Source organism: Tsuneonella sp. HG222 (genome assembly GCF_053819185.1).
Map to the genome: position 1 here is coordinate 1,887,435 of NZ_JBSOQZ010000001.1, position 23,803 is coordinate 1,911,237.

The 23,803-nt window shown below is 64.0% G+C and carries 30 protein-coding genes; 3 read left to right on the top strand and 27 right to left on the bottom strand.

All coding sequences use genetic code 11. From position 1 onward, the window contains the following. Positions 1 to 5 precede the first annotated feature (5 nt). Both secY and rplO read right to left on the bottom strand, forming a co-directional pair. On the bottom strand, positions 6 to 1,370 hold the full coding sequence (gene secY / locus ACWPMZ_RS09590) for a preprotein translocase subunit SecY (protein ID WP_455703783.1): 1,365 nt from the start codon (positions 1,368 to 1,370) through the stop codon (positions 6 to 8). Positions 1,371 to 1,484: 114 nt separating this feature from the next. Continuing rightward, positions 1,485 to 2,003 carry a 50S ribosomal protein L15 gene (rplO, locus tag ACWPMZ_RS09595; RefSeq protein WP_455703784.1) on the bottom strand — a complete coding sequence of 173 codons (519 nt, stop codon included), beginning with the start codon at positions 2,001 to 2,003 and terminating at the stop codon, positions 1,485 to 1,487. Positions 2,004 to 2,173: 170 nt separating this feature from the next. Here rplO and ACWPMZ_RS09600 point away from each other — a divergent pair, with 170 nt between their 5' ends. Continuing rightward, the gene (locus ACWPMZ_RS09600) at positions 2,174 to 3,883 is read left to right on the top strand and encodes a DUF885 domain-containing protein (protein WP_455703785.1); all 1,710 of its coding nucleotides are present in this window, start codon (positions 2,174 to 2,176) and stop codon (positions 3,881 to 3,883) included. 60 nt (positions 3,884 to 3,943) lie between these two features. Here the strand turns inward: ACWPMZ_RS09600 and rpmD are convergent, their stop codons facing one another. The 24 genes from rpmD to rpsL form a co-directional block, all read right to left on the bottom strand. Then, on the bottom strand, positions 3,944 to 4,120 hold the full coding sequence (gene rpmD, locus ACWPMZ_RS09605) for a 50S ribosomal protein L30 (RefSeq protein WP_455703786.1): 177 nt from the start codon (positions 4,118 to 4,120) through the stop codon (positions 3,944 to 3,946). 5 nt (positions 4,121 to 4,125) lie between these two features. After that, complete coding sequence (gene rpsE, locus ACWPMZ_RS09610; RefSeq protein ID WP_455704186.1) at positions 4,126 to 4,926, bottom strand: 30S ribosomal protein S5; 801 nt, start codon at positions 4,924 to 4,926, stop codon at positions 4,126 to 4,128. Between the two features lie 2 nt (positions 4,927 to 4,928). Continuing rightward, the gene (rplR, locus tag ACWPMZ_RS09615; RefSeq protein ID WP_455703787.1) at positions 4,929 to 5,273 is read right to left on the bottom strand and encodes a 50S ribosomal protein L18; all 345 of its coding nucleotides are present in this window, start codon (positions 5,271 to 5,273) and stop codon (positions 4,929 to 4,931) included. Position 5,274: 1 nt separating this feature from the next. Continuing rightward, on the bottom strand, positions 5,275 to 5,808 hold the full coding sequence (rplF, locus tag ACWPMZ_RS09620) for a 50S ribosomal protein L6 (protein ID WP_455703788.1): 534 nt from the start codon (positions 5,806 to 5,808) through the stop codon (positions 5,275 to 5,277). Continuing rightward, a complete protein-coding gene (gene rpsH / locus ACWPMZ_RS09625; RefSeq protein ID WP_455703789.1) occupies positions 5,808 to 6,203 on the bottom strand; it encodes a 30S ribosomal protein S8 in 396 nt (131 codons plus the stop codon). Before rpsH ends, rplF begins: the two co-directional genes overlap by 1 nt. A gap of 11 nt (positions 6,204 to 6,214) precedes the next feature. Next, a complete protein-coding gene (gene rpsN, locus ACWPMZ_RS09630; RefSeq protein WP_455703790.1) occupies positions 6,215 to 6,520 on the bottom strand; it encodes a 30S ribosomal protein S14 in 306 nt (101 codons plus the stop codon). Between the two features lie 25 nt (positions 6,521 to 6,545). Then, on the bottom strand, positions 6,546 to 7,127 hold the full coding sequence (gene rplE / locus ACWPMZ_RS09635) for a 50S ribosomal protein L5 (protein WP_455703791.1): 582 nt from the start codon (positions 7,125 to 7,127) through the stop codon (positions 6,546 to 6,548). Beyond that, positions 7,120 to 7,440 (bottom strand): 50S ribosomal protein L24, encoded by a 321-nt coding sequence (gene rplX / locus ACWPMZ_RS09640; RefSeq protein WP_455703792.1) that lies wholly within the window; start codon positions 7,438 to 7,440, stop codon positions 7,120 to 7,122. Before rplX ends, rplE begins: the two co-directional genes overlap by 8 nt. Further along, positions 7,440 to 7,808: a 50S ribosomal protein L14 gene (gene rplN / locus ACWPMZ_RS09645; RefSeq protein ID WP_455703793.1), complete on the bottom strand. Its 369-nt coding sequence runs from the start codon at positions 7,806 to 7,808 to the stop codon at positions 7,440 to 7,442. The genes rplX and rplN overlap by 1 nt, the downstream gene beginning before the upstream one ends. Positions 7,809 to 7,890: 82 nt before the next feature. After that, on the bottom strand, positions 7,891 to 8,181 hold the full coding sequence (gene rpsQ / locus ACWPMZ_RS09650; protein ID WP_455703794.1) for a 30S ribosomal protein S17: 291 nt from the start codon (positions 8,179 to 8,181) through the stop codon (positions 7,891 to 7,893). An 11-nt stretch (positions 8,182 to 8,192) separates the two neighbouring features. Beyond that, on the bottom strand, positions 8,193 to 8,414 hold the full coding sequence (gene rpmC, locus ACWPMZ_RS09655; RefSeq protein WP_455703795.1) for a 50S ribosomal protein L29: 222 nt from the start codon (positions 8,412 to 8,414) through the stop codon (positions 8,193 to 8,195). Further along, positions 8,411 to 8,845, bottom strand: coding sequence for a 50S ribosomal protein L16 (rplP, locus tag ACWPMZ_RS09660; protein ID WP_455703796.1), 435 nt, complete (start codon positions 8,843 to 8,845; stop codon positions 8,411 to 8,413). Before rplP ends, rpmC begins: the two co-directional genes overlap by 4 nt. 15 nt (positions 8,846 to 8,860) lie before the next feature. Beyond that, positions 8,861 to 9,565: a 30S ribosomal protein S3 gene (gene rpsC / locus ACWPMZ_RS09665; protein ID WP_455703797.1), complete on the bottom strand. Its 705-nt coding sequence runs from the start codon at positions 9,563 to 9,565 to the stop codon at positions 8,861 to 8,863. A gap of 2 nt (positions 9,566 to 9,567) precedes the next feature. Beyond that, positions 9,568 to 9,945 carry a 50S ribosomal protein L22 gene (gene rplV, locus ACWPMZ_RS09670; RefSeq protein WP_455703798.1) on the bottom strand — a complete coding sequence of 126 codons (378 nt, stop codon included), beginning with the start codon at positions 9,943 to 9,945 and terminating at the stop codon, positions 9,568 to 9,570. Then, positions 9,945 to 10,220: a 30S ribosomal protein S19 gene (gene rpsS / locus ACWPMZ_RS09675; RefSeq protein ID WP_455703799.1), complete on the bottom strand. Its 276-nt coding sequence runs from the start codon at positions 10,218 to 10,220 to the stop codon at positions 9,945 to 9,947. Before rpsS ends, rplV begins: the two co-directional genes overlap by 1 nt. A gap of 6 nt (positions 10,221 to 10,226) precedes the next feature. Then, positions 10,227 to 11,063 carry a 50S ribosomal protein L2 gene (gene rplB / locus ACWPMZ_RS09680; protein WP_455703800.1) on the bottom strand — a complete coding sequence of 279 codons (837 nt, stop codon included), beginning with the start codon at positions 11,061 to 11,063 and terminating at the stop codon, positions 10,227 to 10,229. 12 nt (positions 11,064 to 11,075) lie between these two features. Then, the gene (locus tag ACWPMZ_RS09685) at positions 11,076 to 11,387 is read right to left on the bottom strand and encodes a 50S ribosomal protein L23 (protein ID WP_455703801.1); all 312 of its coding nucleotides are present in this window, start codon (positions 11,385 to 11,387) and stop codon (positions 11,076 to 11,078) included. After that, positions 11,380 to 12,015: a 50S ribosomal protein L4 gene (gene rplD, locus ACWPMZ_RS09690; RefSeq protein ID WP_455703802.1), complete on the bottom strand. Its 636-nt coding sequence runs from the start codon at positions 12,013 to 12,015 to the stop codon at positions 11,380 to 11,382. The genes ACWPMZ_RS09685 and rplD overlap by 8 nt, the downstream gene beginning before the upstream one ends. Positions 12,016 to 12,018: 3 nt before the next feature. Continuing rightward, entirely contained in the window at positions 12,019 to 12,909 is an 891-nt protein-coding gene (rplC, locus tag ACWPMZ_RS09695) for a 50S ribosomal protein L3 (RefSeq protein ID WP_455703803.1), read from the bottom strand. A gap of 216 nt (positions 12,910 to 13,125) precedes the next feature. Then, positions 13,126 to 13,437: a 30S ribosomal protein S10 gene (rpsJ, locus tag ACWPMZ_RS09700; RefSeq protein ID WP_034905023.1), complete on the bottom strand. Its 312-nt coding sequence runs from the start codon at positions 13,435 to 13,437 to the stop codon at positions 13,126 to 13,128. 304 nt (positions 13,438 to 13,741) lie between these two features. Then, complete coding sequence (gene tuf / locus ACWPMZ_RS09705; RefSeq protein WP_455703804.1) at positions 13,742 to 14,932, bottom strand: elongation factor Tu; 1,191 nt, start codon at positions 14,930 to 14,932, stop codon at positions 13,742 to 13,744. Positions 14,933 to 15,025: 93 nt separating this feature from the next. Continuing rightward, positions 15,026 to 17,119, bottom strand: a complete 2,094-nt coding sequence (fusA, locus tag ACWPMZ_RS09710) for an elongation factor G (RefSeq protein WP_455703805.1) — start codon at positions 17,117 to 17,119, stop codon at positions 15,026 to 15,028. A 91-nt stretch (positions 17,120 to 17,210) separates the two neighbouring features. Further along, positions 17,211 to 17,681 carry a 30S ribosomal protein S7 gene (gene rpsG, locus ACWPMZ_RS09715; protein ID WP_455703806.1) on the bottom strand — a complete coding sequence of 157 codons (471 nt, stop codon included), beginning with the start codon at positions 17,679 to 17,681 and terminating at the stop codon, positions 17,211 to 17,213. A gap of 66 nt (positions 17,682 to 17,747) precedes the next feature. After that, positions 17,748 to 18,119 carry a 30S ribosomal protein S12 gene (rpsL, locus tag ACWPMZ_RS09720; RefSeq protein WP_159793563.1) on the bottom strand — a complete coding sequence of 124 codons (372 nt, stop codon included), beginning with the start codon at positions 18,117 to 18,119 and terminating at the stop codon, positions 17,748 to 17,750. A gap of 380 nt (positions 18,120 to 18,499) precedes the next feature. Between rpsL and ACWPMZ_RS09725 the strand changes: the two genes are divergently transcribed. Together ACWPMZ_RS09725 and ACWPMZ_RS09730 are read left to right on the top strand one after the other, a co-directional pair. Continuing rightward, the gene (locus tag ACWPMZ_RS09725) at positions 18,500 to 20,266 is read left to right on the top strand and encodes a hypothetical protein (RefSeq protein WP_455703807.1); all 1,767 of its coding nucleotides are present in this window, start codon (positions 18,500 to 18,502) and stop codon (positions 20,264 to 20,266) included. 254 nt (positions 20,267 to 20,520) lie between these two features. Continuing rightward, entirely contained in the window at positions 20,521 to 21,384 is an 864-nt protein-coding gene (locus ACWPMZ_RS09730; RefSeq protein ID WP_455703808.1) for a hypothetical protein, read from the top strand. Between the two features lie 55 nt (positions 21,385 to 21,439). Here the strand turns inward: ACWPMZ_RS09730 and ACWPMZ_RS09735 are convergent, their stop codons facing one another. Further along, positions 21,440 to 23,665 (bottom strand): hypothetical protein, encoded by a 2,226-nt coding sequence (locus tag ACWPMZ_RS09735; RefSeq protein ID WP_455703809.1) that lies wholly within the window; start codon positions 23,663 to 23,665, stop codon positions 21,440 to 21,442. Between the last annotated feature and the right edge of the window lie 138 nt (positions 23,666 to 23,803).

Genomic DNA, 23,803 nt, shown 5'->3' on the forward strand with positions numbered 1-23,803 from the left:
TGCGCCTAGCGCAGGCGTCCTTTCAGCTTCGCCTTCTTGATCAGGTCGCCGTACTGGTGAGCCAGCAGGTGCGACTGGATCTGCGTGATCGTGTCGACGGTGACGTTGACCACGATGAGCAGGCTGGTGCCGCCCAGGAACAGCTGGATGCCCGTCTGGGCGATCATGTATTCCGGCAGCACGCAGACCAGCGTCAGGTAGAGCGCGCCGATCACGGTGATGCGGTCGAGCACGTAGTCGAGATACTTCTCGGTGTTCTTGCCCGGCCGGATGCCTGGGATGAAGCCGCCGTTCTTCTTCAGGTTCTCCGCCGTCTCTTCCGGATTGAACACGACCGAGGTGTAGAAGAAGCAAAAGAAGATGATGCCCGCGGCATAGAGCAGCAGGTACAGCGGCTGGCCGTGGGCCAGATACTGGTTGAGCGTCTGGATCACGCCGTAGAACGTGCTGTCGGTGTTCATCGAATTGCCGGCGAACTGCGTGATCGTCAGCGGCAGCAGCAGCAGCGAGCTGGCGAAGATCGGCGGAATGACGCCCGCGGTGTTGAGCTTGAGCGGCAGGTGGCTGCGATCGGCCTGCATCATGCCGCGCGCGCTGGCCCGCTTGGGATACTGGATCAGCAGGCGCCGTTGCGCACGCTCCATGAAACAGATGAACAGCACCAGGCCGACCAGCATGACGACCAGCGACACGATCACGAACGCGCTGATCGAGCCGGTGCGGCCGCCTTCGAACAGGTTGGCGATGAACGTGGGGAACTGGGCAACGATGCCCGCCATGATGATCAGCGACACGCCGTTGCCGATGCCGCGGCTGGTGATCTGCTCGCCCAGCCACAGCAGGAACATGGTCCCGCCAATCAGGTTGATGACCGCCGTCACCTTGAACAGGTAGCCGGGGTTGATGACCGCCTGCAGCCCGCTCTGCGCGCCGTAGGCCTCGAGCCCGGAGGCGAGGAACCAGCCCTGCACGGCGCACAGCAGCACGGTACCGTAGCGGGTGTACTGGTTGAGCTTCTTGCGACCGGCCTCGCCTTCCTTCTTCAGCGCCATCAGCGAAGGATGGAGCGCGGCCGCAAGCTGCACCACGATCGACGCGGTGATGTAGGGCATGACGCCCAGCGCGATGAGGCTCATGCGCTCCAGCGAGCCGCCGGAGAACGTGTTGAACAGGTCGAGAATGCCGCCGCGAGTCTGCTGGTAAAGCGTTTCCAGGATCAGCGGGTTGACGCCCGGCAGGGGCACGAAGCTCAGGAAACGGAACACGATCAGCGCGCCGATCGTGAACAGGATGCGCTGCTTGAGCTCGGTCGCCTTGCCGAACCCGGAAAGACTGAGGTTGCTGGCGATGTTGTCGGCGCGTGATGCCATTGTCTTGCAAATGCCCTGAACTAGGCGCCGGACCCTCCCCGGCGAGGCCATGAATGTCGGCCCATATAGGATGCGGGCAGGGTCATGTAACCCCGCCCGCCCCTCTTGTCCCGATTACTTGGCAGCCTTGTTGGCCGCGGCACGTTCGGCCTTCTTCTCGGACTCGGGCCTGGCGGGCGCAATGACCTCGACCTTGCCGCCGGCCTTCTCGACCGCTTCGATCGCGCCCTTGCTGGCGCCGGCGACCTTGAAGCTGACCTTGCTGGTGAGCTCACCCTTGGCGAGCAGGCGCACGCCGTGCTTGCCGCCACGCGCGAGACCGGCGGCCTGCAGCGCTTCGTGGTCGAGCACACCCTTGATGTCGAGCTTGCCGGCATCGATGAACTTCTGGATCATGCCCAGGTTCACCTCGGCGTGATCCTTGCCGAACTTGTTGTTGAAGCCGCGCTTGGGCAGACGCATGTGAAGCGGCATCTGGCCGCCTTCGAAGCCCTTGATGGCCACGCCCGAACGGCTCTTCTGGCCCTTCTGGCCACGGCCGCTGGTCTTGCCCTTGCCCGAGCCGATGCCACGGCCGACGCGCATGCGCCGATGACGGGCGCCTTCATTGTCACGGATGTCGTTGAGTTTCATGGGAGCACTCGCTTTCGCTTTGAGTCGCGCTGATGTTTGGCCAATTGTCCGGCCGACGAAAGGCGGGCCCTTAGCGGCCATCGCCGGCCATGGCAACCCGCCAGCGCGCCTTTGCCTTGCCCTGGGTGACAGGCTAGGCCGGGTCTTTCCCCTGTCCGAGCGAGTATGTCATGCGCCTTCTGTTCACCGCCAGCCTGCTGGCCTTCGCCCTGCCGGCTTGCGCAACCCTGCCCCCTGCGACCGAGACCCAGCCTTCCACGGTGACGGGCTGGGCGGCGCAGCGCGAGGCTTTCATCGAGGGCTATTTTCGCCATTTCCCCGAATTCGCGGTCTATCAGGGGCGGCACGAGTTCGACGGCAGGCTGCCGGACATCACCCCTGCCGGACTGGCCGCGAAGGAAGCATTCCTGCGCGAGTCGATGGCGGCGGCGCAGGCGCTCTCTGGCCTGTCCCCGGCCGAGGGGATCGAACGCGACCATCTGGTCCTGCTGGCGAGCGACGAGCTGTTCAAGCTCAACGAAGAGCGGCGCCCGTACCGCAACCCGGCCTACTACACCGACCTGATCAGCCCGGCGGTCTACATGACCCGCGACTACGCGCCCGCCCCGCAGCGGCTCGACGCGCTGATCGCCCATGTCCGAGCGCTGCCGGCGTTTGCCAAGCAGATCGAAGCCAACCTGCAGCTTCCCCTGCCCGAGACTTTCGTCCGTCTGGCCGCCTCGGGATACGGCGGCATGGCCGATTACCTGACCGGCGACACCCGCGTGGCCTTCAAGGGCGTCGGCACTGCCGATCAACAGCGCCAGCTCGTCGAGGCGACCGACGCGGCCGCGATTGCGCTGAAGGCGCTGGCTGACCGGATAACGCAGGCGGGCTCCACCCCGGATGGCTATGCCATGGGAGCGGAGAACTTCGCCCGGATGAACGCAGTGGGCGAAGGCGTCGATGTCTCCCTCGCCGAACTCGAGCGGATCGGCCGGGCGGATCTCGCGCGCAACCAGGCGGCCCTGCGCGAAGCCTGCGGCCGGTTTGCGCCCGGTGCGTCGATCGGCGACTGCATGGCCAGGATGGAGGCGAACAAGTCCGCCGGCGGCCCGGTGGCCGGGGCGCGCAGGCAGCTGCCCGGCCTGCGCGAATTCCTTGTCGCCAAGGACCTGGTCACCATTCCCGGCACCGAGGAAGCCCTGGTCGAGGAATCGCCGCCCTATCGGCGCAACAACTCGGCCTATATCTCGATCCCCGGACCCTACGAGACCGGCCTGCCGGCGACCTATTATATCAGCCCGCCCGACCCTTCATGGGATGCCGCGACCCAGGCCAACTTCGTGCCCGGCGAGTACGAGCTGATGTTCACCTCGGTCCACGAGGTCTGGCCGGGTCACTTCCTGCAGTTCCTGCACTCCAACCGCTCGCAGCAGATCTTCCCGCGCGTGTTCGTGACCTATGGCCTCGCCGAAGGCTGGGGACACTACACCGAGGAGATGATGTGGGATGCGGGCCTGGGCGACGGCAATCCCGAGGTTCACATCGGCCAGCTGGCCAAGGCCCTGCTGCGCAATTGCCGCTACCTCTCGGCCATCGGGCTGCACGCGCAGGGCTGGACGGTCGACCGCAGCCGCGACCTGTTCCGCGACGAATGCTATCAGGACGAAGGCACCGCCCGGCAGCAGGCGGCGCGCGGGACCTACGACCCGCGCTATCTCAACTACACGCTTGGCAAGCTGCAGATCATGCGCCTGCGCGACGACTGGACCGCGAACCGCGGCGGCCGCAAAGCCTGGAAGACGTTCCACGACACCTTCCTGTCGTATGGCGGGGCGCCCATCCCGCTCATCCGCCAGGCGATGATGGGCGAGGCCGAGCCCCAGGCCAGGTTCTGAAACGAAAAGGCCCCGGCATCGCTGCCGGGGCCCATCGTGTTGCGCAACGGGTGCGAAGGGTCAGGAGACCACTTCGACCATGTGCGGCAGCTTGGCGATCGCGCCGCGAACCTCGGGGGTGTCCTCGAGTTCGACGACGCGGTGCATCTTTCCGAGGCCCAGGCCGACCAGAATCTTCTTCTGGCTTTCCGGGCGACGGATCGGGCTACCGATCTGCTTGAGCTTGATCTTGGCCATGTCGCTTACTCCGCAATCGCGGCGGCTTCGGCTTCCGCCTCGACCGCACTCGCGCCGCCACGACCAAGCAGGTCGGCGACCTTCTTGCCGCGACGCTGAGCGACCGACTTCGGCGAAGTCTGCTCGGTCAGCGCGGCGAAGGTGGCGCGGATCATGTTGTAGGGGTTGGACGTGCCGATCGACTTGGTCACCACGTCGTGGACGCCAAGGCTCTCGAACACGGCGCGCATCGGGCCGCCGGCGATGATGCCGGTACCCGCGGGCGCGGTACGCACGTTCACGCGGCCGGCGCCGAAACGGCCCTTGCCGTCATGGTGAAGCGTGCGGCCTTCTTTGAGCGGAACGCGGACCATCTTCTTCTTGGCCGCCGCCGTCGCCTTGTTGATGGCTTCGGGCACTTCGCGGGCCTTGCCGTGGCCGAAGCCGACGCGGCCCTTGCCGTCACCCACCACGACGAGCGCGGCGAAACCGAAGCGCTTGCCGCCCTTCACCGTCTTGGAGACGCGGTTGATGTGGACGAGCTTCTCGATCAGCTCCTCGCCGCCATCGTCGTCACCGCCACGACCACGACGGTCGTCGCGACCACCACGACCACCACGGCCGCCACGGTCGTTGCCGCCGCGGCCGCCACGGCCACCGCGATCGCCACCACCGCCGCCGCGATCGCCACGGCCACGCGGCTGCGTCGTTTCGCCGGATTCGGCCGACTGCGTCTCGGAAGCCTCGGTCGGCGCCATCGACGGGGTCGGAGTCGAACCCGCGTTGTCGACCACCGGGGTCTCTTCGTTCTTGGTTTCGTCAGCCATCATCAGAACTCCAGCCCACCTTCGCGGGCGGCATCGGCCAGCGCCTTGACGCGGCCATGGTACAGGTAGCCGCCGCGATCGAACACGACGGTGGTGACGCCGGCCTTCTTGGCCGCCGCTGCGATATCCTTGCCCACCTGGCTGGCAGCGTCGACATTGGCGCCCGAGGCCTTGCCGCCCAGCGTGCTGGCGGCGGCAACCGTGCGGCCGTCCTTGTCGTCGATGATCTGCGCGTAGATGTGCTGGCCGGTGCGGTGCACCGACAGACGCGGCTTGCCGCCTGCGCGGCTCTTGAGCGCGGTCCGCACGCGGCGGCGACGGCGTTCGAAAAGAGAAAGCTTGGCCATCTTACTTCTTCTTCCCTTCCTTGCGGAAGATGTACTCGCCGCGATAGGCGATGCCCTTGCCCTTGTAGGGCTCCGGCTTGCGCCAACGGCGTACCTCGGCGGCGAACTGGCCGACCTTCTGCTTGTCGATGCCCGACACCTCGACCGTGGTCTGGTCGGGAGTCTTCACCTCCAGGCCTTCCGGCACGTCGAGATCGACGTCGTGGCTGTAGCCAAGCTGCAGCTTCAGCTTCTTGCCCTGCGACGAAGCGCGGTAGCCGACGCCCTTGATGTCGAGGATCTTGGTGAAGCCGTCGGTGACGCCCTGCACCAGATTCGACACCATCGTGCGCTGCATGCCCCAGTGATTGCGCGCGGCGCGCGAATCATTGGCCGGCTTGATCGTGATCGTGCCGTCTTCGACCTTGTAGTTGATCAGGTCGCTCAGACCCATCGTCAGGGTGCCCTTGGGGCCCTTGACCGACAGGGTGTCGCCTTCGATCTGCGCGGTGACGCCGCCTGGGATCGCCACCGGCACCTTACCGATGCGGCTCATCAGAATACCTCCGCCAGCACTTCGCCGCCGACGTTCTGCGAGCGGGCCTCGTTATCCGAGAGCACGCCGCGGGGCGTCGAGACGATGGTGATGCCAAGGCCGTTGCGCACGATCGGCAGTTCCTTCGAACCCGAATAGACGCGGCGGCCAGGCTTGGAGACGCGGGCGACGTGCTTGATCGCAGGCTCGCCCTCGAAATACTTCAGTTCGATCCGCAGTTGCGGGTGCTTGCCCGAAGCGTCGTCGCTGTAGCCACGGATGTAGCCTTCGCGCTGAAGCACTTCGAGGACGTTTGCACGCAGCTTGGAAGCGGGCGAAAGGACGGAATCCTTCTTCGCCTGCTGGCCGTTGCGGATGCGGGTGAGCATATCACCCAGGGGATCGGTCATAGCCATCTTCTAAACCCTCACCAGCTCGACTTGGTCAGGCCGGGGATCATCCCCTTGTTGCCCAAGTTGCGCAGCTCAATGCGGTTCAGGCCGAACTTGCGGTAGACACCGCGCGGACGACCAGTGGTGGAGCAGCGGTTGCGGACCCGGGTCGGGTTCGCATTGCGCGGCAGTTCAGCCATCTTGAGACGCGCCATGAGACGCTCGGTCTCGTCGAGCGACTCGTCGTCCGCGATAGCCTTCAGCTTCGCAAACTTGGCTGCGTACTTCTTGACGAGCTTCTTGCGCCGCTCGTTCTTGTTGATCGAACTCAGTTTCGCCATGGACTTAAGCTCTCCTGGGGGCCGCTTATGCGGCCTCCTTCTCTTCGGCCACTTCTTCGGCCGGGAACGGGAATCCGAAAAGGCGCAGCAGCTCGCGGGCCTCTTCGTCGGTTTTCGCGGTGGTGGTGACGATGATGTCCATCCCACGCACCTTGTCGATCTTGTCGTAGCTGATCTCGGGGAACACGATCTGTTCCTTGAGACCCATCGCGTAGTTGCCACGACCGTCGAACGAACGCGGGTTGAGCCCACGGAAGTCGCGGATGCGGGGCATGGCGATGGTCACGAGGCGGTCGAGGAATTCGTACATGCGTTCGCGGCGCAGGTTCACCTTGCAGCCGATCGGCATGCCGTCACGCAGCTTGAACTGCGCGATCGACTTCTTCGCCTTGGTGATCACGGGCTTCTGGCCGGCGATCAGTTCCATTTCCTCGGCAGCGGTCTGGACCTTCTTCTTGTCCTGGCTCGCTTCGCCCACGCCCATGTTGAGCGTGATCTTCTCGAGCTTGGGGACCTGAAGACGGTTGGTGTAGCCGAACTTCTCGGTCATCGCCTTGACGATCTCGTCGTCGTAGCGCTGCTTCATGCGGGGCGTGTAATCAGCCATCGATAGTCTCCCCGGACTTCACGGCAACGCGCACCTTCTTGCCGTCCTTCTCTTCGAACCGGACGCGGGTGGGCTTGCCGTCCTTGGGATCGGCAACGGCGACCTTGCTGATCGCCATCGGGGCGGGCGCACGGTCGATGCCGCCCTGCGGATTGGTCTGCGTCGGCTTGCGGTGGCGCGCGGCGACGTTGATCCCGTCGACCACGACCTTGCCTTCCTTCGGCATCACCTTGGTGACGGTGCCGGTGCGGCCCTTGTCCTTGCCGGACAGGACCACGACGCTGTCACCCTTCTTGATCTTGGCGGCACCCATCACAGCACCTCCGGAGCAAGCGAGATGATCTTCATGAAGCCCTTGCCGCGCAGTTCGCGCACGACGGGGCCGAAGATACGGGTGCCGATCGGCTCCTCGTTCTTGTTCACGAGGACCGCGGCATTGCTGTCGAAGCGGATAACGCTCCCGTCGGGACGACGGACGTCCTTCCTGGTGCGCACGATAACCGCGCGGTGAACGTCGCCCTTCTTCACGCGGGCACGCGGCTGCGCCTCCTTGATGGAGACGACAATGACGTCACCGACGCTCGCGGTCCGACGCTTCGAGCCACCCAGCACCTTGATGCACTGGACGCGCTTCGCGCCGCTGTTGTCCGCGACGTCGAGATTGGACTGCATCTGGATCATAGATCCGGTTCCTTCTCACTGGCTTGCCGGTACGGGTCCGGCAGTTCCTTTACGTCTGTCCCCGCCTGGGCGGAGACCAATCTCAATTGCCGGCTTCGGCCACGTCGAGGTCGGCTTCGACCGCCTGGACGCCGCCTGCGACCACCCGGTCCTTCACGGCCCAGGTTTTGGTCTTCGAAATCGGCCGCGTCTCTTCGATGCGGACGATATCGCCGGGCTTGTACTCGTTCGCCTCGTCGTGGGCGTGGTACTTCTTCGAGCGGCGGATGATCTTCCCGTAGAGCGGGTGCTTCACCTTGCGCTCGACAAGCACCGTCACGGTCTTGTCGGTCTTGTCGGAAACGACGGTCCCGATGAGGATACGCTTGGGCATCGTCTGGTTCCTTACTTCGCTTCGGCGCTGCGGGTGCGTTGGCCCTGCAGCGTCTTGATGCGCGCGATCTCGCGGCGGACTTCCTTGATCCGCGCGGGACGCTCGAGCTGGTTGGTCGCAGCCTGGAAGCGCAGGTTGAACTGCTCGCGCTTCAGCTCGGTGAGCTGGGTGTCGAGCTGATCGTCGCTCTTGGTGCGCAGATCATCGGCAGTAGACTTGGTCTGGGCCATCATTCGCCTCCCAGGTGCGAGGTGTCACCCAGGCGGGCGATAACCTTGGTCTTGATCGGCAGCTTCATGGCCGCACGCTCGAACGCCTCGGCGGCCAGCGGACCGGACACGCCGTCGAGCTCGAACAGGATGCGGCCCGGCTTTACCCGCGCGGCCCAGTATTCGATGGCGCCCTTGCCCTTGCCCTGACGGACTTCGGCGGGCTTCTTCGACACCGGCACGTCCGGGAAGACGCGGATCCAAAGGCGACCCTGGCGCTTGATGTGGCGCGTGATCGCACGGCGCGCGGCTTCGATCTGGCGGGCGGTGATGCGCTCCGGTTCCAGGGCCTTGAGGCCGTAGGAGCCGAAGTTCAGCGCCGTGCCGCCCTTCGCGAGACCGCTGATCCGGCCCTTGAAGGCCTTGCGGAACTTGGTTTTCTTCGGTTGCAGCATTGCTCTTGCTCTATCCTAGCGACGGTCGCCGGCCGGGCGGACGCCGGAGGTCTGAGCCTCCATCATCAACCGGTCCTGCGCCATCGGATCGTGGCCGAGAATCTCGCCCTTGAAGACCCAGACCTTGATGCCGATCACGCCATAGGCGGTCAGCGCCTCGGCCTCGGCATAGTCGACGTTCGCACGCAGCGTGTGCAGCGGAACGCGGCCTTCGCGGTACTGCTCGACGCGGGCGATTTCCGCGCCGCCGAGACGGCCGCCGCACATGATCTTGATGCCTTCGGCACCAAGGCGCATGGCCGACTGCATCGCGCGCTTCATCGCACGGCGGAACGCCACGCGGCGGACAAGCTGGTCGGCGATGCCCTGGGCGACGAGCTTGGCGTCGATTTCCGGCTTGCGGATTTCGACGATGTTCAGCTTCACCTCGCTGTCGGTGATCGTCGCCAGCTTGGAGCGCAGCTTCTCGATGTCCGCGCCCTTCTTGCCGATGATGACACCGGGACGGGCAGCGTAGATCGAGATGCGGCACAGCTTGGCCGGACGCTCGATGACCACCTTCGAGATCGCCGCCTGCGGCAGGGTCTCGACGATGTACTTGCGCAGCTCGATGTCTTCCTTGAGCAGCTGCGCATAGCCACGCCCTTCGGCGTACCAGCGGCTGTCCCAAGTGCGGTTGATCTGCAGGCGCAGGCCGATGGGATTCGACTTATGACCCATGATCAGGCCTCCTCGACTTCGCGGACGACGATGCGCAGGCGGCTGAACGGCTTGAGGATCCGAGTGGACTTGCCACGGCCGCGCGTCGCGAAACGCTTCATGGTGACCGACTTGCCGACCGAGGCTTCCGCCACGACGAGCGCATCGACATCCAGATTGTGGTTGTTCTCCGCATTGGCGATCGCCGAAGCGAGCACCTTGCGCGCATCACGGGCCATCGCCCGCTTGCTGAACGACAGGATGTTCATCGCTTCCTCGGCCTTCTTGCCGCGGATCAGTGCCGCCACGAGGTTCAGCTTCTGGGCCGAACCACGGATCGTGGTGCCGACCGAGAGCGCCTCGTTGTCGCCGACGCGGCGCGGGGCTTTCTGCTTGCTCATCAGCGCTTACCCTTCTTGTCGGCAGCGTGACCCGGGAAGTTGCGCGTGGGCGCGAACTCGCCGAGCTTGTGGCCGACCATCTCTTCGTTGACCGAGACGGGAATGAACTTCTGACCGTTGTAGACGCTGAACGTCAGGCCGACGAAATCCGGCAGGATCGTCGACCGGCGCGACCAGGTCTTGATCGGCGCACGGCCGCCAGCTTCCTGAGCGGTCTGCGCCTTCTTCAGCAGGTGCAGGTCGACAAACGGACCTTTCCAGACGGAACGAGCCATGGCGGATTACCTCTTCTTCTTCGCGTGGCGCGAACGGATGATCATCTTGTCCGTCTGCTTGTTATGGCGAGTGCGGGCACCCTTGGTCGGCTTGCCCCACGGGGTGACCGGGTGACGGCCGCCCGAGGTACGGCCTTCGCCGCCGCCGTGCGGGTGATCGACCGGGTTCTTCGCGACGCCGCGGGTCAGCGGACGCTTGCCCATCCAGCGCTTGCGGCCGGCCTTGCCCAGGTTCTGGTTCTGGTTGTCGGGGTTCGACACCGCACCAACCGTACCCATGCAGTCCGAGCGGATGTAGCGCTGTTCGCCGCTGTTGAGGCGGACGATCACGAGGCCACGGTCACGACCGACGAGCTGGACGTAAGTCCCGGCCGAACGGGCGATCTGGCCGCCCTTGCCCGGCTTCATCTCGATGTTGTGGCAGATCGTGCCGACCGGCATCTGGCCGAGAAGCATGGCGTTGCCGGGCTTCACGTCGGTCTTCTCTCCGGCGATGATCTTGTCGCCCACCGCGACGCGCTGCGGCGCCAGGATGTAGGCGAGTTCGCCGTCGGTGTACTTGACCAGCGCGATGAAGGCGGTGCGGTTGGGATCGTACTCGATCCGCTCCACGGTGCCCTCGACGTCCCACTTGCGACGCTTGAAGTCGACGTAGCGGTACTTCTGCTTGTGACCGCCCGCGATGCCGCGGCTGGTCACATGGCCCTTGTTGTTACGGCCGCCGGTCTTGCGCTTGCCCTCCGTCAGCGACTTGACCGGCTTGCCCTTGTACAGGCCGGACTTGTCGACAAGGATGAGGCCGCGCCGTGCGGGGCTCGTCGGTTTGTAGTTCTTGAGTGCCATCTTGTTCTAGCCTCAGATACCGCTGGTGATGTCGATCGAGTCCTGGCCGGCAGCCAGCGTCACGATCGCCTTCTTGGTGTCGGTGCGCTTGTAGGGCTTGCCCTTCCAGCGCTTGGTCTTGCCCTTCACCACGATGGTGTTCACCGAAGCGACCTTGCGATCGTAGATGGCCTCGACGGCCTCCTTGATCTGCGGCTTGGTCGCGTCGCCGGACACCTTGAACACAACCGCGTTGTGCTCCGAAGCCATGGTCGACTTCTCGGTGATGTGCGGGGCGACGATCACGTCGTAGTGACGCGCGTCGATTTCCTGCTTCTTAGCCATTGAAGCGCGCCTCCAGCTTCTCGACAGCCGCCTTGGTGAGGACCAGCGTGTCGTGGTTGAGGATGTCGTAGACGTTGGCGCCCATCGCCGGCATCACGTTGATACCGCGAATGTTACCCGCCGCCCGCGCGAAACCGGTCTCGACCGCGTCGCCGTCGATCACCAGGACCTTGCCGCCCCAGCCGTTCTTCTCGAACTGGCCGACGAGCGCCTTGGTCTTGGCGTCCTTCAGCTCAAGGCTGTCGACGATCACCAGGCCCTTGCCATCGGCGGAACGCGCCTTGCTGGACAGCGCCATCTTCAGGCCGAGAGCGCGGATCTTCTTGTTCAGCGAGATGTCGAAATCCCGCTTGCGTGCGCCGTGGGCCTTGCCGCCGCCGATGAAGATCGGGGCTGCACGATCGCCGTGACGAGCCGTGCCGCCGCCCTTCTGGCGACCCCACTTCTTGCCCGTGCGGGCAACGTCGCTGCGCTCGCGGGTCGGACGTGCGGTCGCACGCCGGTTCCACAGCTGCCAGGTGACGACGCGGTGCAGGATGTCCTGGCGCGGCTCGACACCGAAAACGGCATCGTTGAGCTCGAGGTCGCCGGCTGCCTTGCCGTCTAGATTCTGGACCTTCACCTTCACGGATCAGCCCTCCTTGTTCTCGTCCGAGGACGCGGAGCCCTCGGCGGTAGTGTTCTCTTCGCCCACGGCCGGGGTGACATCGTCACCCGCGCCGGCCTGCTGCTCTTGGAGCAGTTCGGCCTGGTGCGCCGCATCGACCTGCTCGTGCACTTCGTGCTCGGCAGCCTGCTCGACCATGCCGGCAGGTGCCTCGTCATGCTCGGGAGCGGTCGACTTCTTCTCGAGGATCGCACCCGGGAACGGGGCGCCCTCGGGGATCGGCAGCTTCACCGCGTCGCGGACGAGCAGCCATGAATTCTTCGAACCCGGGACGGAACCCTTGACGAAGAGCAGGCCACGGACCGCATCGGTGCGCACGATCTCCAGGTTCTGCTGGGTGCGCTGCTTGTCGCCCATGTGGCCGGCCATCTTCTTGTTCTTGAAGACCTTGCCCGGATCCTGGCGCTGACCGGTCGAACCGAGCGAACGGTGGCTGACGGAGACGCCGTGCGTCGCGCGCAGACCGCCGAAGCCCCAACGCTTCATGCCGCCCTGGAAGCCCTTGCCCTGGGTGTGGCCGGTCACGTCGACCATCTGGCCGGCGACGAAGTGCTCGGCGCTGATGGTCGAACCGACCGGCAGCAGCCCGTCCTCGTCCGCCAGGCGGAACTCGGCGACCTTCATCTTCAGCGGAACTTCGGCCTTGGCGAAGTGCTCGCGCTGCGGCTTGTTGACGTTCTTCTGCTTGGCCACGCCCGAACCGACCTGAACCGCGACGTATCCGTCACGGTCGGCGGTGCGGTGCGAAACGACCTGGCAATCTTCAAGCGCCAGGACGGTGACGGGCACATGGCGGCCGTCTTCCTGGAACAGGCGGGTCATCCCGACTTTTTTCGCGATCACGCCAGTGCGCATGATCCAATCTCCTTACAGAGGCCTTCCGGGACCATCCCGGGAGGCTTGTCAGCCCGATTGTCATGCGTCGCCCCGTCCGGGCTGAAACTGCCCCCTTCCTGCGAAGGGAGCGAGACGGGGGACGCTGCCCGGCCGAAAGACCGGAGGTATCCCTTGTCCCGACCGGCGAGCTTTCGCTGCCGGTCCGGACCCCCGCTTGCGCGGGGGCTTGCCGGCTTACGCCAGCTTGATTTCGACGTTCACGCCGGCGGCCAGGTCGAGCTTCATCAGCGCATCCACGGTCTGGGCGTTGGGCTGCACGATGTCGAGCAGCCGCTTGTACGTGCGCACCTCGAACTGCTCGCGCGACTTCTTGTCGATGTGCGGGCCGCGGTTCACGGTGAACTTCTCGATACGCGTCGGCAGAGGAATGGGACCCCGGATCAGCGCGCCCGTGCGACGGGCGGTATCGGCGATCTCGCCAGTGGCCTGGTCGAGTACGCGATGGTCAAACGCCTTGAGGCGAATGCGGATATTCTGGGCTTCCATGTCCTACTACCGATGCGAAAGAGCCACGGAGCTTGCGCTCCACAAAAAGAAAAGGCCCGACCCGCTAGACCCGGTTTCCCGGAACGGGCGACCTTCCCCGAATTCGTTGCGACGAGAGACGAATCTCTGTCTGTGGGCGGGCCTATACGGATACAGCCGATTCCTTGCAACCCCCGAAATGGGACAATCTGCAAGGCCGGGCTCCAGGCACGGCGAACGGTTTACCCACTCCGTCCGCTGGGAAGGAAAAGGCCCGGCCCCACGCTGGGGGCCGGGCCCTGTCCACAGGCAATCGCCGGGGCGATTACTTGGTGATGTTGGCCACCACGCCCGAGCCGACGGTACGGCCGCCTTCGCGGATCGCGAAGCGCAGGCCTTCGTCCATCGCAATCGGGGCAATGAGCTTGACCGAGATCGTGACGTTGTCGCCCGGCATGACCATCTCGACACCCTCGGGGAGGATGACTTCGCCGGTCACGTCGGTGGTGCGGAAGTAGAACTGCGGGCGGTAGTTGGCGAAGAACGGCGTGTGACGGCCACCTTCGTCCTTCGACAGCACGTAGACCTCGGCCGAGAACTCGGTGTGCGGGCTGACCGAACCGGGCTTGCAGAGGACCTGGCCACGCTCCACCGCTTCGCGAGCGACGCCGCGGATCAGGGCACCGATGTTATCGCCGGCTTCACCGCGATCGAGCAGCTTGCGGAACATCTCGACACCGGTAACGGTGGTCTTCTGAGTGTCCTTGATGCCCACGATCTCGACTTCGTCACCAACGTTGACGATGCCAGTCTCGACACGGCCGGTCACGACGGTGCCGCGACCCGAGATCGAGAACACGTCCTCGATCGGCATCAGGAACGGCTTGTCGACCGGACGGTCGGGCTGCGGGATGTGGTCGTCGACGGCCTTCATCAGGGCAACGATCGATTCCTTGCCGATGTTGTCGTCACGGCCTTCCAGAGCGGCCAGGGCCGAACCCTTGACGATCGGAATGTTGTCGCCGTCGAAGTCGTACGAGCTGAGCAGCTCGCGAACTTCCAGCTCGACCAGCTCGAGGATTTCCTCGTCGTCGACCTGATCGACCTTGTTCATGTACACGACCAGGGCCGGCACGCCGACCTGACGGGCGAGCAGGATGTGCTCGCGGGTCTGGGGCATCGGGCCGTCGGCGGCGTTCACGACCAGGATCGCGCCGTCCATCTGGGCGGCACCGGTGATCATGTTCTTCACGTAGTCGGCGTGACCCGGGCAGTCGACGTGCGCATAGTGGCGCGCGTCGGACTCGTACTCGACGTGAGCGGTCGAGATGGTGATGCCGCGGGCGCGCTCTTCCGGCGCCTTGTCGATGTTCGCGAAATCAACCGCGGCGCCGCCATGCATTTCGGCCATCACCTTCGTGATCGCGGCGGTCAGCGTGGTCTTGCCGTGGTCGACGTGACCGATGGTGCCGATGTTGCAGTGCGGCTTGTTCCGCTGGAATTTTTCCTTGGCCATTTTCTCTAACCTCTAGTGTCTGGATTCGATTTCTGCGGGAAAGGGAGGCGGCACCCGCTGAATCAGGCGCCGCCCCTAGACGTTGGACCTGCCTTAAGCAAGCTTCTCCTTGACCTCGGCCGCGACGTTCGCCGGGACCTCGTCGTAGTGATTGAACTGCATCGTGTACTGCGCGCGGCCCTGGGTGAACGAGCGCAATTCGTTGACGTAGCCGAACATGTTCGCGAGCGGCACGAAGGCTTCGACGACCTGGGCGTTGCCCCGGCTGTCGGTGCCCTGGATCTGGCCACGGCGGGAGTTCAGGTCGCCGATCACGTCGCCCATGAAGTCTTCCGGGGTCACGACCTCGACCTTCATGATCGGCTCGAGCAGCTTGATGCCCGACTTCTGGGCAGCTTCGCGCATCGCACCGCGGCCGGCGATTTCGAACGCCAGCGCGCTCGAGTCGACGTCGTGGTACTTGCCGTCGAGCAGCTCGATGTCGAAGTCGATGATCGGGAAGCCGATCAGCGATCCGGTCTCGGCCGTCTCGCGCATGCCCTTCTCGACCGACGGGATGTATTCGCGCGGAATGTTGCCGCCCTTGATCGAGTCGATGAAGTTGATGCCCTGGCCGCGTTCACCCGGGGTGAGCTTGACCTTGACCTCGCCGAACTGACCCGAACCACCCGACTGTTTCTTGTGGGTGTAGACGAGCTCGACCGGCTTCGCGAGCGATTCACGGTAGGCCACCTGCGGCGCACCGACGTTGGCTTCGACCTTGAACTCGCGCTTCATGCGATCGACCAGGATGTCGAGGTGAAGCTCGCCCATGCCCTTGATGATCGTCTGGCCCGATTCGTGATCGGTCGAGACGCGGAACGAGGGATCCTCGGCGGCCAGGCGGCTGAGCGCGATGCCCATCTTCTCCTGGTCGGCCTTGGTCTTGGGCTCCACCGACAGCTCGATGACGGGGTCCGGAAACTCCATGCGCTCGAGGATGATCGGCTTGAGCGGATCGCACAGCGTGTCGCCGGTCGTCGTGTCCTTCATGCCCGCCAGAGCGACGATGTCGCCGGCATAGGCTTCCTCGATGTCCTCGCGGTTGTTCGAGTGCATGAGGAGCATGCGGCCGACCTTCTCGCGCTTGTCCTTCACCGAGTTCAGGTAGGTGCCCTTGGACAGCTTGCCCGAATAGATGCGGGTGAAGGTGAGCGAGCCGACGAACGGATCGTTCATGATCTTGAACGCCAGCGCGGCGAACGGGGCATCGTCGCTCGAGGGGCGCTCGGCCTCCTCGTCGCTGTCGGGCAGCACGCCCTTGATGGCCGGCACGTCGAGCGGGCTGGGCATGTAGTCTACCACTGCGTCGAGTAGCGGCTGAACGCCCTTGTTCTTGAACGCCGAGCCGCAGGTGACCGGCACGAACTTGCGCTCGAGAGTGCCCTTGCGGATCAGCTTCTTAATCGTCGCCACGTCGGGCAGGTCGCCTTCGAGGTAGGCTTCCATCACGTCGTCGTCCTGTTCGACGACGAGCTCGATCATCCGCTCGCGGTATTCGGCCGCCTTGTCGGCGAGGTCGGCGGGGATGTCGGTGTACTCGAACTCGGCGCCCAGGCTCTCGTCCTTCCAGACGATGCCGCGGTTGTTGACGAGGTCGACCACGCCCTTGAGGTCGCTCTCCATGCCGATCGGCAGGTAGAGCACCAGCGGCACCGCGCCGAGACGGTCGATGATCGACTGGACGCAGTAGTAGAAGTCGGCGCCGGTGCGGTCGAGCTTATTGATAAAGCACATCCGGGGCACGCCGTACTTGTCGGCTTGGCGCCACACGGTCTCGGACTGGGGCTCCACGCCCGCGACGCCGTCGAACACCGCGACCGCGCCGTCGAGGACGCGCAGCGAGCGCTCCACTTCGATGGTGAAGTCGACGTGCCCGGGGGTGTCGATGATGTTGATCCGGTGCTTCTCACCCTTGCCGTCCTCGGCCGACCAGAAGGTCGTGGTCGCCGCGGAGGTGATGGTGATGCCGCGTTCCTGCTCCTGCTCCATCCAGTCCATGGTCGCGGCGCCGTCGTGGACTTCGCCGATCTTGTAGGACTTGCCGGTGTAGTAGAGGATGCGTTCGGTCGTGGTGGTCTTGCCGGCATCGATGTGCGCCATGATGCCGATATTGCGATAGCGCTCCAGCGGATATTCGCGGGCCATGTTGTGTTCCTCGGGTAGTCTGGGGGCGGCCGCGGCGAAGCGGCCCGCCCCCTATATGGGTATTACCAGCGGCTCTTGAAGAACACCGCCGTTACCAGCGGTAGTGCGAGAACGCGCGGTTGGCGTCGGCCATGCGGTGGGTGTCTTCCCGCTTCTTGACCGCGTTGCCGCGGTTGTTGGCCGCATCCATCAGCTCGCCCGAAAGGCGCGCCGCCATGGTCGTCTCGGCCCGGCCGCGCGCGGCGGTGATGAGCCAGCGGATGGCCAGCGCCTGGGCACGCTCGGGACGGACCTCGACGGGCACCTGGTAGGTCGCACCGCCGACGCGCCGCGAACGGACCTCGACCTGCGGCTTCACGTTGTTCAGCGCATCGTGGAACAGCGCGATCGGATCGGCCTTGGCACGGTTCTCGACCACTTCGAGCGCACCGTAGACGATGCCCTCGGCGACGGACTTCTTCCCGTCGAGCATCAGGTTGTTCATGAACTTCGACAGCACCTGATCACCGAACTTGGGATCGGGCAGGATTTCCCGCTTCTCGGGACGACGACGACGACTCATGTCGCAAATTCCTTCTACAAGGCCGCAGCGCCCTGCGCGCGGCCGGAAACCTCGAAAAGCGAGTGCTTACTTCGGGCGCTTGGCGCCGTACTTCGAGCGGCTCTGCCGGCGGTCCTTGACACCCTGGGTGTCGAGCACGCCGCGCAGCACGTGATAGCGCACGCCCGGAAGGTCGCGCACACGGCCGCCGCGGATCAGCACAACAGAGTGCTCTTGCAGGTTGTGGCCTTCGCCCGGGATGTAGCTGATGACTTCGCGCCCGTTAGTCAGGCGGACCTTGGCCACCTTGCGCAGCGCCGAGTTCGGCTTCTTCGGGGTCGTGGTGTAGACACGGGTGCAGACGCCGCGCTTCTGCGGGTTCTGCTCCATCGCAGGGACCTTGGACTTGGCCTTCTGCGGCTCGCGGCCCTTGCGGACCAGCTGGTTGATCGTCGGCATTAAAGACTTCTCTCTTCACCGTTGGGTGGTGTTACCAGGCGGATGGAGAGGAAAGGAACGCGCGGCACCCGGCCGGAAGGCCAAGGCGATGCTCGCGCGAGCCTGAAACGCTCCACCCGGCCACGAACGCCGGGTTACTTTGACGGCTGCCCCGAAGCGTCTCCGCTCCAATAGAAAAGAGCCTGTGGCATATCGCCAAAGGCCCCCGGGACATGACCGGCAATGTTCAGCTCTATCTGACCGAGGCGAGCACCATGGAAAACCTTGGGCTGCTTCGGATGTGCGGGCCGTTAGTTGGATTCGTGGACGGGGTCAAGGGATTGCTCTTGCACTGAGAACGTGTGCAAACACTAACTCTAGAACGATGGCTAGGAGGTAAAATGAGCTCGCACAATCTCAGCCAACTCAAGGAAGAGACGATTGCGGCCGTGGCAGGACTCTTCGTCGTGAATGGTGAGGCGATCAAGTCTTACGAAAAGGGCACCTACTTCACCCTTTTTGCCCTTGGGTCAAAACGAGTCCGAAGCATTTTAGGGGCCGAAAGAGAAGTTCTCATAATCGGCAACACATTCCACGATCAACAGCCTAGATCGATTCAATTTGCACACAAGCTGATCGAAGAGTCGGATGGCCGTCTAGAAAGGTCTATCTGCATTATCGTCCATCAGGACGCAAGAGGTAACAATAAACTTAAGAATTGGGGAAGAGAGCGCGGCCTAATCGTCATCCCAATTTATACTTCGTCCGGAATATTGCCTAGAGGACAAGAACTAGAACGCCAGCTTTCATATGAGTTTTTTACCCAAGACCCCTTTGACATTACCGGTCCCGTCGCAAATGACAGCCAGTTTTTTGGAAGACGGAATGAAGCTTTAGAAATAGAGCGAAAACAAAGTCAAGGTCATATACGAGCATGCTTTGGTATAAGGAAAATTGGTAAGACTTCAATTCTTCACCGGATTTTAGGGGAGATCAAGGAAAACTATGACTGCCCCACAATATTTGTGGATTGTCAACGTGATGATGTTTTCAACTTAAACGCTGCCGGGCTCATATGGTCAATTTCTCAGTCCTTGGAATCACTTAGAGCGACCGGCAAGCCATATATCGAAGTGGAAGCGGCTGAATATGACGGTGACCTGAGTGTGGCAGCCGCTGCCTTACAGCGCTCGTTCGTTTCTTTTGAAAAGCCAGTCATTCTCGCATTTGATGAAATTGACTATATCACGCCTGGAAACGCGGCATGCCCTCAATGGCGACATGGGTTCGTAGAATTCTGGAGGAATGTACGTGCTGCGTACCATGCTGCAGCGCGAGAAGATCGAATAGTTTCTCTCCTTGTGAGCGGAGTTTCGAGTAGGTGGTTCGCTGTCGAGTCCATCGATAATGTCGAAAATGCGGCGTTAGCGTTTGTTCCCGAAGAATATCTTAGCCCTCTCCCGAGGGGCGCGGCAGAAGCGATGATCAAAAATATCGGATCGATGGCGGGATTGAAATTTGATGAAGTCGCCCTGTCGACCATCTGTTCCTATTGTTCTGACATGCCTTTTTGGATTCGAAAAGCTTGTTCCTTCATTCACGCGAGAGTTGAGACCGCTGCAAGGCCTTTGCTACTTTCTAAAGAACAGGTCCTTCCCCTTCTCGAAGCCTATGTGAAAGATCAAGGCGGCCCCCTTGCTCTTGTGGCATTGCAGCATCTCTTTCGAGTTTACCCGGAATTACGCGAACCGGCCCAGTCTTTGTTAAATCCAGAACTACCGACATCCCCGCGAGCTGTCCGCATATTAGGACGGTATGGCATCACGTCGCCGGAGGGTAAAATTTCAGGCGTGATGATTGAGCAAGCACTCAAGCTTTTAGCCGAGGGTGATCTCTTCGGCCAACCGTTGTCCGAACTTTCTGAAGTTTCTCTAGATTTCGACACCCGAATGCCGATCAGCGAATGGGCTGAAGAGCTTGCAGGCATATCAATGCGGCGAAACCTACTTGAGAGATCTCTTCGGTCTTTTACCGTCAACTTTCTGCGAGCCGAGGCTCTCACCAAAAAAAGCACAGCGAAAGCGATGCTCCTATCGGCGTTAAATGAAACTCGACGAAGGGAACTGGATGCCTATAACGTGGAGGCTATCTCTTCTAGCTTAACTTGAAAAGAACTAGTAGCAATTATTGAAAGAAATTGGATCGTTTTCGAGCGGGTATTTGGGGATAAGACCCAATTTGCGTTACAGGCCGACATTATCAATGATCGTCCTGACGCGCATGCTAAGGAACTTGAGGGAGGCGATATCGCATTACACCGGCGGGCACTAAATTGGTTCGAACAAAGATTGGCCAGATTGTAGTTCTCGAGATCAGAAAACCTTTTCCTACCGCCCGCGAATCTGCAACCTGCCTTCGGGCCATGACCGACCAGCCCGAACCCGACTCCCTCACCCCCCTTCGACAAGCTCAAGATGAGCGAGGCCCGCGTCCCACCCGCGCCATCGCGCGGCAGGCGACCAGCCGCGTCGCGTTCGTCGCCGAGCCGCCGGACGAGGACGATCCGCTGCTCGCCTTCGCGCCGGCGCCGCACGTCGCTGCGCGGCGGAACCCGATCACCGCCGATCGGCAGCGGGCGTTCGTGGCGCATCTGGCGGCCACGGGCATCGTCGCCCAGGCGGCGCGGCATATCGGGGCTTCGCTGGAGGCGCTCTACCGGTTGCGGCGCAAGCCCGGAGCCGAGGCGTTCGCGGCGGCGTGGGATGCGGCGGCCGAGCGCGGGATCGACCTGATCGAGGACGGCGCGCTCGCCCGCGCGATCCACGGCGAGGTACGGCACGTGGTCTCGGGCGGCAAGGTCGTCGTGCTCGAGACGCGGCACAACGAGGCGCTGGTTCAGTTCTTCCTGCGCAACCGGCGGCGCTCGACATACGGCAAGGAGACGCTGATCGGCCCCGGCCACCCGGTCTATGCCCATATCGAGCAGGAGGTCGAGGCGCGGCTGGGCGCGGCTTACGAGGAGCGGCGCAAGTCGCTGGAGAAGGACTTCGCGAAGGCCGCGAAGGAGCTCGACGCCAGGCGCGATGCGTTATTCGACGAGGTCCATGAGCTGGAGACCGAGCTGGAAAGGGAACGCGCCGAGCTGGCCGACCTCGCCGAGGGGCGCCTGCCGCTGGAAGAAGGGGCCAGGGGCCACCTGTTCTTCCTGCTGGCGCAACTGAGCCTGGAGGACCTGCGCGACTGCGTGGACTGGCCGGCGGTGAAGAAGGCACGCAAGGCGGCCTGACGCGCCGGGGCGGATGGGGGGCGGTTCGGATTGGGGCCGGGGCGCCGGCGGTCCTCTACCAGCTCAGCGTATAAGTCCCCTGGGCGGGCACCACGAAGGTGCGCCCGGGACCGGGGCCGGCGGCGTCGTCATTCTTTGCCGGCGGAAGTTCGCCGCCAGCCGGCCCGCGCAGGACGAGCGTGCGCGGCACGTCGCCCGCCTTGGCCGCCAGGACAGAGACCCGCGCCTCCCCGCCCGCCGGCCCGTCGAGCGAGAAGCTCACCGCCGTCTCGTCGGTCCGGGTCAGCGAGCGGACGAAGTGGTCGGCGTGGAGCAGGAAGGGCACCCGGTCGATCCGGTGGAAGGCGCGGCTGGCGAAGACCATCGCCGCCCCCGCGCCGTAGATTTCCTGCCCGACCTGGCCCGCCGGCTGTCCATCGGGATAGAGGTCCTCCACCGGAAACGAGAGCGCGCGGTCGATGTGGCCGTTGCGGTTCTCCCCGGCCAGCGCTTCCTCGGGCAAGGCGTCGGGGTAGTAGTACCACGCCCGGTCGAGCGCGTAGCGGCAGTACTCGCTGACCAGCAGCCTGACCGAGCCGATCAGGTCCGGCCCGGCGAGATCGAGGTATTGTTCGAAGGCGGCGAAGCTGTCGAAGCATTCGTAGATCGCCATGTAGGGCGCATCCTGCAGGCAGGTCACGCCGAGGAAGTTGGTATAGTGCGCGGCAAGGCCGATGTCGCTCTTCCAGATCTGGCAATTGTGGAAGAAGCTGGCGAGGTAGACGTAGCTCTGCCCGAGGTAGTGCTTCTCGCCCGTGATGCGCCACAGCCGGATGCAGGCGACCGCGCCCCAGGCGGTGAGATTGGCCTGGTAGTTGAGGTCGAAGCGCATCCCCTCCGCCGCGTCGATCGCCGCGCGCGCCTCGTCCAGGAAACGCGCCTCGCCCGACAGCGCGAAGGCTTGCAGCATGACCCAGGCGTACATCCCGCCCACGTCGGTCTGACCCAGGTCGTCGGCGGCCACCGGCGTGATCACCTCGAAGGTGTCGATCTTGTACTGGATCGGCCAGCGGTATTCAAAGTGGCGGGCGGCCTCGATGCCGTAGTCGACGATGTCGAACAGCAGCGCCCTTGCCGCCTCGTCGCCGTCCCGCGCCAGCGAGGCGAGGTTCGCCATGGGGTGGTACATGTACCAGGAGTCCACTGCATCGGCGTCCTTCCCCTCGGACGCGCCGGCCAGGTAGCGCCTCAGCGCCTTCAGCTTGGGATCGTAGAAGCCGCGCAGGCCGTCGGCGATCCGGCGCTCGAGCGGATGGCGCCGGCCCTGCCACCGCCCCCACTGGTGGATCGCCGCCAGCAGCGAGAGCTGGACCATCGAATCCGGATGCTCGGCGGCGGTGTAGGGATGGAAGTACATGTGCCCGGCGTGGTTGCTGTGCGCCTTGGGACTGCGCGAGAGGTCCGCCAGCGTGCGCCGCGACCGTTCGATCCAGTCGCGATACGCGGCGGGCGGGCGCTCGATCCGGCGATAGACGGCGGCCATCATGTCCATGAACTGCCAGGCCGATCCGATCTCCTCGTCTTCCGGAAAACGGCGGATCAGCAGATGGGCCCGGCCCAGCACCGTCTCGCGGCCGGGCGGCAGGGCCTTATCGGTGTCACCTGGATCGGTCGGTGCGAGGTAGCCCACCTCGGGCCATTCCCCGCCCACGGCGTTTTCCGGCTTGGTGCCGGTCGCCGCGAAGTAGGCGTTGAGCGCGGTCAGGTCCTGCCAGTAAAGCACCTTGCCCATGTCGGGGGCGTCGAGCGAGAAATAGCAGAACCCGCTATTCAGCCGCCGCTGCCGGGCCTCGATCGCGCCTTTCGGCTGGTCGGCCGAGCCCGGCGGGCCGAACGCGACGAGATCGCGCGGCAGGAACGGCAGGTGCAGCGCGCGCGTGGGGGTGAACGCGACCTCGAGCGTGAAGTACGCCGCCTCCTCGGGGTCCGCCGCGATCACGATGCGATGGCGCCCCAGCTGGCTGGCGGCGGTAAATTCCAGCAGCGCGTCGCTGTGGACCCGGCTGATCTCGGCCTCCGGGCTGAACAGCGGCACGCGCCAGGCCAGCCCCCCGCCCCCCCCCTCGCCGCGGCGGATGCATACGAAAAGCTCGCCCCCAGCGAGGATTGCCTCGAAGGCGATCTCGCCGCTCCGCACCAGCGCCTTGCGCGTACCCGCGGCGATGGCGGCCAGCGTCTCGCGCAACGCGAGCGACGGAGAAATCTTGGCTGCCGACGCGCGGCTTGCGATCCTGTTCGACATCGTCTGCCCCTTTTGCAATCGCCATGGCCCAATGCGCGGGCTGTCCCGACGGTTTCCGAGGCCGTCGCGAAATTGCGATTGATTGTTGTTGCATGGGCCGATCGCGATCGGCCGCCGTCGACAGAAACCAATTGAGAC